General features: G+C 71.0%; 14 protein-coding genes. 7 read left to right on the forward strand and 7 right to left on the reverse strand.

All coding sequences use genetic code 11. From position 1 onward, the window contains the following. The first annotated feature begins 18 nt into the window (after positions 1-18). Positions 19-1,443 (forward strand): type I glutamate--ammonia ligase, encoded by a 1,425-nt coding sequence (gene glnA, locus DMB66_RS28200; protein WP_125807145.1) that lies wholly within the window; start codon positions 19-21, stop codon positions 1,441-1,443. A 237-nt stretch (positions 1,444-1,680) separates the two neighbouring features. On the opposite strand, the gene DMB66_RS61425 is transcribed toward glnA, so the two are convergent. The 3 genes from DMB66_RS61425 to DMB66_RS28210 all read right to left on the reverse strand — a co-directional run bounded on the left by DMB66_RS61425 (position 1,681) and on the right by DMB66_RS28210 (position 3,670). Further along, complete coding sequence (locus DMB66_RS61425; RefSeq protein WP_158647389.1) at positions 1,681-2,013, reverse strand: hypothetical protein; 333 nt, start codon at positions 2,011-2,013, stop codon at positions 1,681-1,683. 464 nt (positions 2,014-2,477) lie between these two features. After that, positions 2,478-2,651, reverse strand: a complete 174-nt coding sequence (locus DMB66_RS61430; RefSeq protein ID WP_158647390.1) for a hypothetical protein — start codon at positions 2,649-2,651, stop codon at positions 2,478-2,480. 629 nt (positions 2,652-3,280) lie between these two features. After that, positions 3,281-3,670, reverse strand: coding sequence for a hypothetical protein (locus DMB66_RS28210; RefSeq protein WP_125807147.1), 390 nt, complete (start codon positions 3,668-3,670; stop codon positions 3,281-3,283). Positions 3,671-4,518: 848 nt separating this feature from the next. Here DMB66_RS28210 and DMB66_RS61435 point away from each other — a divergent pair. Then, positions 4,519-4,803, forward strand: a complete 285-nt coding sequence (locus DMB66_RS61435; protein WP_158647391.1) for a hypothetical protein — start codon at positions 4,519-4,521, stop codon at positions 4,801-4,803. Next, complete coding sequence (locus DMB66_RS61440) at positions 4,758-5,093, forward strand: suppressor of fused domain protein (RefSeq protein ID WP_158647392.1); 336 nt, start codon at positions 4,758-4,760, stop codon at positions 5,091-5,093. The genes DMB66_RS61435 and DMB66_RS61440 overlap by 46 nt, the downstream gene beginning before the upstream one ends. Here the strand turns inward: DMB66_RS61440 and DMB66_RS28220 are convergent, their stop codons facing one another. From DMB66_RS28220 to DMB66_RS28230, 3 genes are all read right to left on the reverse strand, one after another. Then, positions 5,094-5,453, reverse strand: coding sequence for a hypothetical protein (locus DMB66_RS28220; RefSeq protein WP_233624883.1), 360 nt, complete (start codon positions 5,451-5,453; stop codon positions 5,094-5,096). A gap of 183 nt (positions 5,454-5,636) precedes the next feature. After that, a complete protein-coding gene (locus DMB66_RS28225; protein WP_125807150.1) occupies positions 5,637-6,185 on the reverse strand; it encodes a hypothetical protein in 549 nt (182 codons plus the stop codon). 37 nt (positions 6,186-6,222) lie between these two features. Then, complete coding sequence (locus DMB66_RS28230) at positions 6,223-6,915, reverse strand: DUF4191 domain-containing protein (RefSeq protein WP_125807151.1); 693 nt, start codon at positions 6,913-6,915, stop codon at positions 6,223-6,225. Between the two features lie 198 nt (positions 6,916-7,113). On the opposite strand from DMB66_RS28230, the gene DMB66_RS28235 reads away from it, so the two are divergent. Together DMB66_RS28235 and DMB66_RS28240 are read left to right on the forward strand one after the other, a co-directional pair. Continuing rightward, on the forward strand, positions 7,114-7,296 hold the full coding sequence (locus DMB66_RS28235; RefSeq protein ID WP_125807152.1) for a hypothetical protein: 183 nt from the start codon (positions 7,114-7,116) through the stop codon (positions 7,294-7,296). Next, on the forward strand, positions 7,293-10,208 hold the full coding sequence (locus DMB66_RS28240) for a helix-turn-helix transcriptional regulator (protein ID WP_233624884.1): 2,916 nt from the start codon (positions 7,293-7,295) through the stop codon (positions 10,206-10,208). The genes DMB66_RS28235 and DMB66_RS28240 overlap by 4 nt, the downstream gene beginning before the upstream one ends. Positions 10,209-10,349: 141 nt before the next feature. On the opposite strand, the gene DMB66_RS28245 is transcribed toward DMB66_RS28240, so the two are convergent. After that, complete coding sequence (locus tag DMB66_RS28245; protein WP_125807153.1) at positions 10,350-11,012, reverse strand: DUF998 domain-containing protein; 663 nt, start codon at positions 11,010-11,012, stop codon at positions 10,350-10,352. Positions 11,013-11,154: 142 nt separating this feature from the next. On the opposite strand from DMB66_RS28245, the gene DMB66_RS28250 reads away from it, so the two are divergent. Together DMB66_RS28250 and DMB66_RS66040 are read left to right on the forward strand one after the other, a co-directional pair. Next, positions 11,155-11,478 carry a YciI family protein gene (locus DMB66_RS28250; protein WP_125807154.1) on the forward strand — a complete coding sequence of 108 codons (324 nt, stop codon included), beginning with the start codon at positions 11,155-11,157 and terminating at the stop codon, positions 11,476-11,478. Between the two features lie 40 nt (positions 11,479-11,518). Continuing rightward, positions 11,519-13,648, forward strand: coding sequence for an RNA polymerase sigma factor (locus DMB66_RS66040; RefSeq protein WP_370319347.1), 2,130 nt, complete (start codon positions 11,519-11,521; stop codon positions 13,646-13,648). Positions 13,649-13,654 lie beyond the last annotated feature (6 nt).

The following is a 13,654-nucleotide window of genomic DNA, read 5'->3' on the forward strand; positions in this document are numbered from 1 at the left end:
CCTGTGCCAGGAGGACGTGTGTTCGCCAATCCCGAGGAACTCCTGCGATACCTCAAAGACGAGGACGTCAAGTTCGTCGACGTACGGTTCTGTGACCTTCCCGGCGTGATGCAGCACTTCAACATGCCGGTGGAGTCGTTCGACGACAGTGTGGTCACGGACGGTCTCGCCTTCGACGGATCCTCGATCCGCGGGTTCCAGGCCATCCACGAGTCCGACATGATGCTGCTGCCGGACGTCACGACGGCCTTCGTCGACCCGTTCCGGATCCAGAAGACGCTGGCCCTGAACTTCTTCATCCACGACCCGTTCACGCGGGAGGCCTACTCGCGCGACCCGCGCAACGTGGCGAAGAAGGCCGAGACCTACCTCGCGTCCAGCGGCATCGCGGACACGGCCTACTTCGGCGCCGAGGCCGAGTTCTACATCTTCGACTCGATCCGCCACGAGACCTCTGCCCACCAGGCCTTCTACTACATCGACTCGATCGAGGGCGCCTGGAACACCGGCAAGGAGGAGGAGGGCGGCAACCGCGGCTACAAGACCGCGTACAAGGGCGGCTACTTCCCGGTGTCGCCGGTCGACCACTACTCCGACCTGCGCGACTCCATGGTGCGCCGCCTGATCGACGTCGGCTTCACCGTGGAGCGCTCGCACCACGAGGTCGGCACCGCGGGCCAGGCCGAGATCAACTACAAGTTCTCGACGCTGCTGCACGCCGGCGACCAGATGCAGATGTTCAAATACATCATCAAGAACACCGCCTGGGAGCACGGCAAGACGGCGACGTTCATGCCGAAGCCGCTCTTCGGTGACAACGGCTCCGGCATGCACACCCACCAGTCCCTCTGGCTGGGCGGCGAGCCGCTGTTCTACGACGAGACCGGCTACGCGGGCCTGTCCGACATGGCCCGCTGGTACATCGGTGGCCTGCTGCACCACGCGCCGTCGCTGCTCGCGTTCACCAACCCGACGGTCAACTCGTACCGCCGCCTGGTGCCGGGCTACGAGGCGCCGGTCAACCTGGTCTACTCGCAGCGCAACCGCTCGGCCTGCACCCGCATCCCGGTAACGGGCAGCAACCCGAAGGCCAAGCGCGTCGAGTTCCGCGTGCCGGACCCGTCGAGCAACCCGTACCTGAGCTTCTCGGCCCAGATGATGGCCGGCCTCGACGGCATCAAGAACAAGATCGAGCCCCCGGCCCCGATCGACAAGGACCTGTACGACCTGCCCCCGGAGGAGTGGGGCAGCGTCAAGCAGGTCCCGGGCTCGCTGGACGCGGTGCTGCAGTCGCTGGAGAACGACCACGAGTTCCTGACCGCCGGCGGCGTGTTCACGGACGACCTGATCTCAACCTGGATCGACTACAAGCGCGTCAACGAGATCGACCCGGTCCGGCTCCGCCCGACCCCGCACGAGTTCGAGATGTACTACAACGTCTGACCTGTTCTAACTCGCTGACCTGCGGTTCCGGCTCCGGCCGGAGGTGTGGCGACAACTCGCGAAGCGGCGGTCATGCCCGGCTCATAGCTGGCGTGACCGCCGCTTCCGGCTTTCCAAGAGCGCCGTCGACCAGGGTGCGGGTGCGATCCAGCGCGCCCGGCCACTCGTGCACGTACTCGTTGCTGGCTCCGTTGGGTCGGCGACACCTGGGCTCGCAACCGATCGGCGCCAGGAGGGCTACAGGTACCTCTCGCCGGCTTTCGTGATCTGGGCTGCCAAGTGAGTTCGAGCGGAGTTGCTGGACCATAGTTCGACGCGTTGACTTTCGGCGAGAAGCTCGTCGCCGACTACCGGTCGGCCGCGTTCCCACGGCTCCGGCCAATTTTCGAAGCGCCGAACCTCGATGAAGCCGCGGGCTTCCAAGGAGACGAGACCGGGCCCGAGGACGTCGGCGACCCGCTGCCGCGATGGAGCCTCCGGCCAGCCAAGTTCCCAGAGCGGCGCGGCAGAACCCTCTAAGTCTTCGAACACTAGGTGTTCCCCGAGGTCGAGTCCTTGGTCGTCGCCCATAGCCTGATTCTGCCGGACCTGAGTGGCCCTGACACGGGGTTTATTCGTCAGTTTCGGGTTTCGTCACAGGAAGTGTGATTGATCATCTTTGACCCCATTTGCATCGCACAGAAGCCTTCGCTCGCTGCGTGTCGCCTCTTCAGCACCCCAGGTGGACTTAATGCAAATTGGCCCCCACGGCTACGAGCATGATTAGTGTGTTTGCGGATAGGGCTCAGGAGTTGCTTGGCGGAGAAGATTTTGTAAGGGGACGGCGAGGAGTATGGCCGAGTAGAGATAGAGTGCCGCTCCATACGTCTTCAAGGCGGCCCTTCGGGCCGCGCGCGAGCCCATTCGCCGGCCGCCCGCGCCTTGCCGCTTCGCTCCCGGCGCGGCCCGGCGGTGGCTCGGCGGGTCCAGCGGATACGCCGAAGCCCGGCCGCACCGTTGTTGCTGGCGTGGCCGGGCTTCCCGCTGGGCTGCGACTACTCTTCGAGCTTTTCAAGCCGCTCGTCGTGGAGGGCCTGAAATCCCTCCAGCTCGTCCACGCGCCTCCGGAGACTTTCGAGCTCCTCGAGAACGAGCTTGCCGAAGTGCGTGTTCTTGTCAGGGCCTGCGGCTTCGATCGCGGCCTCGAACTGCTTCCTTGATTTGGGCACGCAGAAAGCCTATCGAGTGAGCGGGAACATGGTGACGGGTGGAAGTCTGCGCAAACTATCTGCCTCCGGCGGGCAGGCCTCCGGCCCTACGGCCCGGGTCAGGACTCCGGCGGCCGGGGCAGTCCGCCCCTGGACCCCAGCAGCTCTGGGATGCCCGGCCGTGCCGCAGCGACCCTTCGCACACCGAGGCAACCAGACTGCTCCCGGGTCGGGAATGTCGTTCGTCCGGTAGGGCGCTCCACCTTCCCGACCGGGTGCGGCCCCGGCCGAGCGAAGCTTGCGCGACGGGATGCCACAACAGCAATCGGTTCAGCCCGTCGCGCGAAGGTCAAGATCATGAGCGTCATCAGGGCGACAACTCCGACGCAGAAACACGAGATAACAACGAGAATCGATGCAAAGCGTTGACGCAAGTCAGACGCTGTTCCTGCGCCGTTCGTCCAGGTCGGGCGACACCCTTGATTGATTCGAGATGTACTACAACGTCTGACCTGGTCTTGGGCACAACGTGAGGAATGGCGGTCATGCTCGGCTCTCGGCCGGGGTGGCCGCCGTTTTGCGCTTGCCGAGCGCTGGCCCCGAACGTTCCGGACAGGGGAGTCCGGGGCCTCAGGTCGTCGCGAAAGGGCTCACCAGTCACGCCATTCGTCCGTCAGTTCCGCCCGGTCCACGCCGCGCCGCCTTGTGAGCGCCTCGACGTCGACTCCCGCGTCGGTCAAGGCGTCGTCGATGTAGCCCGCCAGTTCCTCGGCCGTCGTTGTCTCGATCTGACCGGAGTCAGCCGCGTTGATCGCGACGACGACGCGCTCAACCGCGGCCCAGGCCGCCGAGTCGTGTGCCGGATCGAGACGACTGACGTCGCGCTCATAACGCTCGAGGGCACCATCGATCCGAGCGACGAAGTCCTCCGGCCACCACGCCGCCGCGTACGCCTCATCAGGAGCTAGCGTTCCGGCGGCAACGGCTGCTGCCTGCTCCGCCACCTCACGCCGCCAGCGATGCGTCAGTCGCTCGATCATGGGCGACAGGCTAGACGGCACGGCAATGATCCAGGAAGAGCTGCCATCGGAGGGCAGGGCCTACTGTGGCCGGGGCGCTCGTCCCTGCCACTTGGCGGAGGGCTCAGATGGTCATCCGCCTGGGCCGAAGCGGGCACCCAGGCCGCCGAGCCCGCCGACGTCGGTGTGCTTGCCGCAACGCCGGCAGACCTTCAGATTGGGGTCCGGCGTGTCGCGTCGCTGAACCCATGAATGCCACCCGAGGCGGCACTTCCAGGGCTTGCTCATGCCTCGGACGCTACGCCGGTCCGATACGACAAAGCGGGCACCGATCGGACGTCAGCGGCCGGCGCCGAACGTCGTGTCGACAACGTGATGGTCATCGACACATCGGCGGCGAACTGGGCAACGTGTTGCTGCGCCTGCCGGGTCCGCTCGTCGCTTGTTGCCGCGAGGTCGGCAGCACGGGCGTCGAGGCGCTCAGCCCTCCGCTGCAATCGTTGCATTCCCCAGGAGGTGCGGGCGCGATCCGCCCTGTTCCGGACAGCTTCAGCGCCGCCGGGCAGCGTTGCCAACTCGGCGGCGGCGGACACCATCCCTTGGATGGCGGTGATGGGACCCCGCTCGGCTCGATACAGCTCCCGCCGCAGCGGACCCACGGTCAGGAGGAAGGCGTCGCTGGCCGAGCGATGGCCCAGCGCCGATGAGTCCGCCGTGCAGCTTCGCGGGATCGTGACCCTGCAGTTCGAGCTCGGCGATCGCCGCTTTCAGCATTTCTGCCACAGCCATATCTGCTCACCCTGCCATGAGCGTTCGGGGGTCGCTGTTAGGGTCTGCGCACTTCAGTCGCCGGCGCGGAACGGGGCACGATGAGGACGACGCACGAGGACACCCGGGGCTGGGATGCCATCGAGGCTGCGGTGGCGCGGATCGTCGCCGATCCGCACCCGCTGCACTGGGGGACCGGCACCGTGCCCGGCCAGACCGGGATCTACGGGCTGAGCGCCTACCGGGCCGACGGCCACTGGCTGCTCGTGACCTTCGGGCTCACCGACCTGTTCGGGCAGGATGCGGGCGCCGAGTCAGCGGCTGGGGGTTCGAGCTCGTCATGCGCGTGCCCCGGACCGGTGAGCAGCCGCCGGCCTGGTCGCTGAAGCTGCTGGACAAGCTCGGGCAGTATGTCTTCGGCAACGAGCAGCCGTTGGCCTCCGGCCACCGGATGGACCCCGGCGGGCCGATCACCGGCGAGCCCGGCACCCGCCTCACCGCGCTGGCCTTCGCCGAGGATCCGCAGTTGCCGCGCATCGAGTCGCCGCTGGGCCGGGCGCTTTTTCTGACCGTCGTGGGCATCACCGCCGACGAGTTGGCCCGGATGAAGGCCACCAGCACCGACCAGGTGCTCGCCGAGCTGTCCCCGCTCCTGATCACCGACCCGGCGCGCTGATCACCAGTCGCGCCAGGCGTCGGTCAGTTCGCCGCGGTCCAGGTTGCGGCGGGCGGTGAGGGCCGTGACGTCGACGCCCGCCGCGGTCAGCACGGCGTCGAGGTATTCGCAGATCTCCTCGCGCTCGCCGGTCTCGATCACTGCCGCTTCCTCGTCGATGGCGTTGAGGGCGAGCACGACCCGCTCGACGGCCGCCCAGGCGGCCTCGTCCGGGACGGTCGGCTGCGACTCGATCTCCTGCTCGTACGCCGCCAACGTGACGTCGATGGCGGCCGTGGCGTCAGCGGGCCACAGCTCCGCGGCGTACGCCTGATCGCGGGGCAGCGTCCCCGCCGCGACCGCAGCCTCCTGGTCCGCCACGCGGCGCTGCCACCTCTGACTCGGCCTCTCGATCATGGCCGTCAGCCTAGGGGTGTCTGGCGGATCATGACGGCCTGCGCCGGGCCCGGCTTCCGCCTCCCGGCCCACTTGCGACGCGAAACCTGGACCTCGTCTCGGCGACGCCATGATCCGCCAGGCACCCCTGGCGTGGTGGTGTGCCGCTCAGCTGGCTGCGGCGGCGTTGGCTGCTTCGACCGCCGCGCGGATGCATTGCGCCATGCCGATCGCCTGCACCAGGGTGAGCACCGGTGCGGTGATCTCGAACGCCAGGCTGTCCGGCCGCCATGACCACATGCTGCTGGTGGTGACGAGCGCCGCGACCTGACCGCCGGTGCTGTCGGCGACGGTGAAGTTGCGGGCGCTCCAGTTGCCGCTGGTGGTCAGCTCCCGGCCGTCCGCCAGCGTCACGGTTGCTCGCTTCGGGCCGCTCCAGTTGCTGAACTTGACGTTCAGCAAGGGCTCGGACAGCGGGCCGAGGAGCTCGTAACGGTTGCCCCAGAAGCCGGCCGCCATGCCGGTTGCCAGCAGCGTGGCGTCGGCGGCGTCGAAGATCTCGAATTTGTGGCGGGCCGACCATGCCTTGCGGTGGATGACGGCGACCGGACTTCCGTCGCCGAGGGTCACTTCCGCGGTGGTTCCGAAGACGGATTTCGAGGGCAGGAGGAGGACGCCGGTGAAGGTCGACGAGTGCATGGTCCCATCGTCGACCATCGCCGCCAGTGTGCCGCCGCGATCCTCGCGGCCGGGGTCAGCGGGGGCGCTGCTGGCGCATGCCCTTGCCGCCCGGGCGCATGTTCTTCGGGATCGCGCCCTTCGGCATCTGCGGGCGGGCCATCAGGGCGCCCAGGCGCTTGTCGAGCGCGTTGACGTCCTTGCCCGTCAGGTTGCGGGGCAGGCGCATCACCGTCGTGCGGAGCTTGCGGATCGAGAGCTCGCCCTCGCCCTGGCCGATCATGTAGTCGTACATCGGGGCGCTGCCGATCACCTTGGACAGGCGGCGCTTCTCCTGGCCCATCAGGTTGCGGACGCGCTGCGGCTGGCCCTCGCCGAGCAGGATCACGCCGGGGCGCCCGATCACGATGTGCACCATGTCGAACTGGGTGGTGGAGCTCGCTGCCGGGCGCACCCGCCAGTCGCCGCGCATGTTCTCCACGATCGAGGCCGCCGCGCCCGGCTGGCCCTCGGCCGCGTTCATCATCGCCGTGTTCGACCGCAGGTTGAGCACGATCAGCGCCGCCAGCAGGGCGATCATGATGCCGATCGGGATCCACACCCAGCCCAGGCCCAGGAGGACGACCAGCACGGTCAGGGCGAGCGGGATCAGCACCGCCGCGATGATCAGCGGGACGAACCATTTGTCCTGCCGCGCCGTGAACGCGAACACCTGGCCGATCTGCTTCAGGCGCTCGACGAACGACACCTTCTCCTGGGGTTTTGCCATACCCGAAAGTGTAGTGGTCAGCCGGGTGCCTTACTCGCCCAGGACCCGTAGCTGAGGAGGGCCGGGGCCCGGATATGAGGGACCTTCCCCATGCGTGACCGCCACCTTCGCGCGAAGAGTCGAAGACAGCAACGACGACTGAGCCCACCCGCAGCGGAAAACCCATGCAAGTTCGATACATGAGCGCGAGGAGTAGCGATGTTCCAGTTCACGGACGCCGGATTCCAGCTCGACCTCTACCACCAGCGCGCCGGCGAGTGGCGCCGCGCGGCCGCCGCCGACCACCTCGCCCGCGAAGCGACCGCCGACCGCCGGCACCGCCCGCGGTGGCGCTGGCCGGCCCGCCGGCCCCGGGCGGTACGCGCTCCCGCCGCGTCATGACCGTGCTCTTCGGGGCGGGCGCGCCCGCCCAGTGGCATGACATGCTCGATGGTGTGACATCGCACGCCAGCAGTGACGTCCTGGTCGGCCGGGAGGCCGATCTCGCCGTGCTGCGTGACGCCCTGAAGGGCACCCGCAACGCCGAGCCGTCGACCGTCCTGGTCGGCGGCGAGGCGGGGGTCGGCAAGACCCGCCTGGTGGAGGAGTTCTGCCGGGTGGCCACCGGTGAGGGCGCCCGCGTCCTCACCGGCCAGTGCCTCGAGCTCGGCGAGGAGGGCCTGCCCTTCGCACCGTTCGCCGCCGCGCTGCGCCGGCTCGTGCACACCGACGGCCCGGCCGTCCTGGACGGACGCGAGCAGGACTTCGCGCGCCTGCTGCCCGAGCTGGGCCCGCCGCCGCCGGACGCGGTCGGTGAGGCTCGCCGCGGCTACCTGTTCGAGCTGGTCGCGGCCCTGTTCGAGCGGCTCTCCGCGCGGCAGCCCCTGGTGCTGGTGATCGAGGATCTGCACTGGGCGGACAGGTCGACCCGGGACCTGATCGGCTTCCTGGTCCGCTCGGCCCGGCTGCCACACGTGCTGCTGCTGGCCACGTACCGGACTGATGAACTGCACCGCGGCCACCCGCTGCGGCCGTTCCTGGCCGAGCTGGATCGGGTACGCGGCGTGCAGCGCGCCGACCTGGACCGGCTCGACCGTGACGGCACCGCCGAGATGCTGGCCCACCTGCTCGGCGCGGAGCCGGAACCGCGGACGGTCGACACCATCCACGAGCGTGCCCAGGGCAACCCGTTCTTCATCGAGCAGTTCGCCGCGTCCGCCGACCCGAGGTGCAGCGACATCCCGCACAGCCTGCGCGACCTGCTGCTGACCCGGGTCGACCAGCTCACCGACGCCGCGCAGCGGGTGCTGCGGGTGGCCGCGGTCGGCGGCACCAAGTTCGGTCACGAGCTGCTCTGCCGGGTGGCCGGGGTCGACGAGGCCGACCTGGAGTCCGCGCTGCGCGCCGTCGTCGCGGCCCAGCTGATCGTCGTCGACACCGACGGCGGCTACGAGTTCCGGCACGCTCTGGTCCGCGAGGCCGTGCACGACGATCTGCTGCCGGGTGAGCACGCCCGCCTGCACGCCCGGTATGCCGAGGCGGTCGAGGCGGAGCCGAGCCTGGTCGCGGTGGGCCGCGCCCCGGTGGAGATCGCCCATCACTGGTACGCCGCGAACGACCACCCGAAGGCCCTGACCTCGTCGCGCCGGGCGGCGGAGACGGCCGGCCGGCGGTACGCGTACGCGGAGCAGGCCCGGCTGCTGGAGCGCGTGCTGGAGCTGTGGGAGCTGGTCCCGGACGCGGCGGAGCTGCTCGGCGCCAGCCACCTCGACCTGCTTGAGCAGACCGGGCTGGTGGCCATCGACGCCGGCGACCATCAGCGCGCACTGAAGCTGACGAAGGCGGCGCTGGCCGACCTGGACGCGGAGGCCGAACCGCTGCGCGCCGCCCGGCTGCTGGTCCGGCGCAGCAAGCTGCTCTTCAACGCGGGCACCAGCGACGGCGCGGCCGAGGCCCGCGAGGCGTACCGCCTGCTGCAGGGGGCGCCGCCCGCGCCGGAGCGGTTGGCCCTGATCGCCGACGTCGCCTACGCGCTGGGCAAGGTCGACGACGACGAGGCCGAGCGGGTGGCGAGCGAGGCGATCGCCGCCGCCGGCGAGATGGGCGACGTGTCCGCCCAGGTGTCCGCCACCATCACGTACGGGCAGGTGTGCGGTGGCCGGCTGTCGGCCCGGGAGGCGCTGCCCGCGATGGAGGCGGCCGCGGCGCGCGCCCGCGAGACCGATGACCTGCCCAACCTGGCCCGGGCCCTGGTGAACATCTCCGACTCCCTGTACGAGCTGGGCCGCTACGAGGAGTCGGCGACTGCGGCGGCCGAGGGCGTCCCGTACGCGGACCGGGTCGGGGTGCACCGCACCACCGGGGTGTTCCTGCTGGCCAACCACGCCGAGGCGTTGATCGCCCTGGGCCGCTGGGACGAGGCGGACGCCCGGTGCGCGGAAGCGGCGCGGCTGGACCCGCCCGGCACGCTGGCGGTGCCGTGGATGCGGCTGCGCGCCGGGCTGCGGCTGGCCCGCGGTCACGAGGGCGCGGAGCCGCTGGCGCACCGGGCCATCGGCTTCCTCGGCCGGCAGTTCGTGCAGCGGGAGAACAGGCTGTCACTGTCGGAGCTGCGCATCCAGGCCGCCCAGCAGGCCGGGGACAAGGCGGCGGCGCTGACCGCGGCCCGGGCGGCGGTGGCCGAGCCGGCGATCGCCGACCGACCCCGGTACGGCTGGCCCCTGCTCGCCGCAGCGGCCACGGTCGCCGCGGAGTCGGCCGACGGCGAGCTGGCCGCGCGGATCCGGCAGCTAGCCGGGGCGATGCCGCAGCGCCACCCCGCCGACCGGGCGCACGCGGCGCAGTTGGCCGCGACGCTGACGGGCCGGGCGGAGCTGTGGCGCGAGGCGGTCGCCGCCTGGCGGGTCGACGGGCAGCGATATCCGCTGGCGGTGGCGCTGCTGGGCCTGGCGTCCGCGGCGGCGGGCGCGGGCGACCGTCCCGGCGCGGCGGCCGCGGTCGAGGAGGTCGCGGCGGTGGCGGGCGCGCTGGGCGCCAAGCCGCTGTCCGAGGCCGCGGACACCCTGGCCCGCCGGATCGGGTTGCGCTCGGCGGCGCATCCGGTCGCCACGGGTACGGAGACACTGACCGACCGGGAACGTGAGGTGCTGCGGCTGGTGGCCGAGGGGCGCAGCAACAGCGGGATCGCGCAGCAGCTCTACATCTCGCCGAAGACAGCCAGCGTGCACGTCTCCCGGATCATCGCGAAGCTGGCGGTGGCGAACCGCGGCGAGGCCGCCGCGGTCGCACACCGCCTGGGACTGCTGGACGACTGACCGATCCAGGCCGGGCCAGCCGCCGCCGCGGGGGCTCGCCGGCCGGGGTTGGGCCTTGTCGGCGGGGGACGGGGCCTTGTCTGCTGGGTCGGGGTTGGCCCTGTCGGCCGATGGCCGTGGATGGGGCTCTGTCGGCCAGGGTCAGCTTCGGGCGTGCTGGGCCTGCCGGGCGGTGACCGCAGCGACCGCGGAGACCCAGAGCATCGCGGTGATCGCGCCGATCGCCAGAGTCAGGGAGCCGGCCGCGCCGCCGCTCATCGCCCACAGGTCGCCGGCCAGCAGCGCGGTGCCGGCCACCACGGAACCCACGGCGGCGCCGCGCTGTCCAGCCCGGCCGAAGTGCCGGGCCAGCACGTAGCAGGCGGCGATCGAGGCGGTGAAGGCGATCGTGCCGGCGGCCATGTGGCCGTAGCTGTGCCAGCTCAGCGTCGCGGGCATCCCCGCCGGCGTGCCGGCCGGGAAGCCGTCCGCGGCGTCCATCACGAAGACCCCGGCGGCGAGCATGCCGGCGCCGTTCGCCGCGACCAGGCGGGGCAGCCACTTGCTGGGCAATGCCCGGCGCAGCCCGGCCGCACCGGCCATGGTCAGCAGCCCGGCGACGACGAAGTTGGTGATCTGCAGCCAGCCGAGAGCGCCGTTGCTCAGCACGCTGAGCGGATGCCGGGTCAGGTCGAAGCCGTCGCGGGTGGCGGCCTGGGCGAGGGCGACGGTCGCCCACAGCGGCCCGGCGATCGCGGCGCAGGCGAGCAGGGAACGGGTACGGACGGCGACAGTGGGCACGGTACGGGCGGTGAGCGCGGTCATGTCTGGGCCTCTCTCGGATTCGTATGCTGCGGTTCTGCCGCTACGTCGCTCCCACGATGTGACAGAGAATGCTTTCATTACCTGTCACATCAATCGTTCGACGCTGGGGCACACGACCACCACCGAGAACGGAGCACCTCCCATGCGTTACCTGATGATGTCGAAGCCCTCCGACCAGCCCGCCGACGAGAAGCTGTACGCGGAGATGGGCAAGTTCATCGAGGAACTGACCGCGTCCGGCGTGCTGTTGGCCACCGGCGGCCTGGAGGCGGGAGGCGTGCGGGTGACGTCGGTCGGCGACGAGATCACCGTGACGGACGGCCCGTTCACCGAGGCCAAGGAGGCGGTGGCCGGCTTCGCGCTGGTCGAGGTCCGGTCCCGCGCGGAGGCCATCGAGCTGACCCGCCGCTTCCGCAAGATCGTCGGCGACGGCGAGAGCGTGATCCAGGAGGTCTTCGGCCCGTGACCCACCCGCGGAGCACCGTCGGCCCGGAGGTGGGCCGGCGGTGACCGACGTAGCCGCCAGGATCGACGCGGTCGTCAAGCTGGAGTCGGCCAGGATCGTGGCCGCCCTGATGCGCATCGTCCACGACGTCGGCCTGGCCGAGGAGTTGGCACAGGACGCGCTGGTCGCCGCCCTCGAACAATGGCCGGCTGCCGGCGTACCGGAAAATCCCGGCGCCTGGCTGATGACGATCGCCAAACGCCGCGCGGTCGACCACATCCGACGCTCCAAGCTGCACGAACGCAAGGCCGAGCAGCACGCCCGCGAGCTGGACCAGCCGGCGCCCGCCTCGGAGCGGGACGATGTGCTCCGGCTGATGTTCATCTCCTGCCATCCGGTGCTGCCGACCGAGGCCCGGGTGGCGCTGACCCTGCGGGTGGTCGGCGGCCTCACCGCCGCCGAGATCGCCCGCGCGTTCCTGGTCACCGAGCCGGTCGTGGCCCGCCGGCTCGCGACGGCGAAGCGCACGCTGGCCGAGGCCCGGGTGCCGTTCGCCCTGCCGGAGGCGGACGACCTGGCCCCGCGGCTGTCGTCGGTCCTCGAAGTCATCTACTTGATCTTCAACGAGGGCTACTCGGCCAGCTCGGGCGACGACCTGATCCGGCCGGCGCTGTGCCTGGAAGCGCTGCGGCTGGGCCGGCTGCTCGCCGACCTCGCATCCGGCGAGGGCGAGGTGCACGGCCTGGTCGCGCTGATGGAGATCCAGGCGTCCCGCGCGGCCGCGCGCACCGGCCCGGCGGGCGAGCCGATCCAGCTGCACGAGCAGAACCGCGGCCGATGGGATCAATTGCTCATCCGCCGCGGCTTCACCGCGATGCTGCGGGCCCGCGAGATCGGCGGTACGCCGGGACCGTACGTGCTGCAGGCGGCGATCGCGGTCTGCCACGCCCAGGCCCGCACGGCGCAGGACACCGACTGGCCCCGCATCGCCGCCCTGTACGACGCCCTGGCCCGGCTACGGCCGACACCGATCGTCCAGCTGAACCGGGCGGTGGCGGTCGGGATGGCCCGTGGCCCGCAGGCGGGGCTCGACCTGGCGGACGCGCTGCTGACCGACCTGGCGCTGCGCGACTACCACCTGCTGCCGGGCGTCCGGGGCGACCTGCTGGCACGGTTGGGCCGCACCGGCGAGGCCCGCCGGGAGTTCGAGCGGGCCGCCGGCCTGGCACGCAACGCCGCCGAGGGCGCCTTCCTGCGCCGCCGGGCCGATGAGATCACCGTGGCGGGGGCGGCCGGCCGCACGCTGGGGGAGGCGGCCGGTGAATTCCTGGCCCGCGAGGATCTGGACGCGGCGACGCTGCGGTCTTACGGCCAGACGCTGACCCGGCTGTGCCGGACGGTGGGCGAGCGGCTGCCGCTGGCCGAGCTGACGGCGGAACGGGTGGCCGAGGCCTGTGCCACGGCGTGGGGCGACGCGGCGGCCAGGACCTGGAACCGGCACGTGTCGGCGATCCGCTCCTTCAGCGCCTGGGTGTCCACCGCCGACCCCGCTCTGGTTGCTGCGGCTGGCCCTGCGCTGGGTCCTGCGGTTGGCGTTGGGCCGGGTTCGGTGGCTGGCCTTGCGGCGGGTCCTGCGGTTGGCCTTGCGGCGGGTCCTGCGGTTGGCCTTGCGCCGGGTTCTGCGGTTGGCCTTGCGCCGGGTTTGGCGGCTGGCACCGGGCCGGATTTGGTGGGTGTTCGGGTGGGCTTCGCGACTGGTCTCGGGCGGCGCCCGGAGGTTGGGGCTCGGACCGCGCCGTTGGCCGGGCCGGATCTGGACGGGCTGTGGGAGCGGGCCGACGTGGCGTTGCGTGAGCGCACGCTGTGGCGGTTGCTGCATGAGTCCGGCGCCACCGTGCGGGCGGTGCTGGCGTTGAACGTCGAGGAGCTGGATCTGGCGGACCGCCGGGGGCGCAGCGGGACCGGTTATGTGAGCTGGCGGTCCGGGACGGCCAGGCTGCTGCCCGAGCTGCTGGCGGGGCGGGCGCGTGGGCCGGTCTTCCTGGCCGATCGCCGGCCGGGGCCGGGGCGGATGCCGGCGGAGGCGGACCGCTGCCCCGAGACGGGCCGGGGTCGGCTCTCCTACGAGCGCGCGGAATACCTCTTCAAGCGGGCAACCGGCGCCACCCTCCGCCGCCTCAAGCCGCGTTGACCGGTC

Source organism: Actinoplanes sp. ATCC 53533, assembly GCF_003947245.1.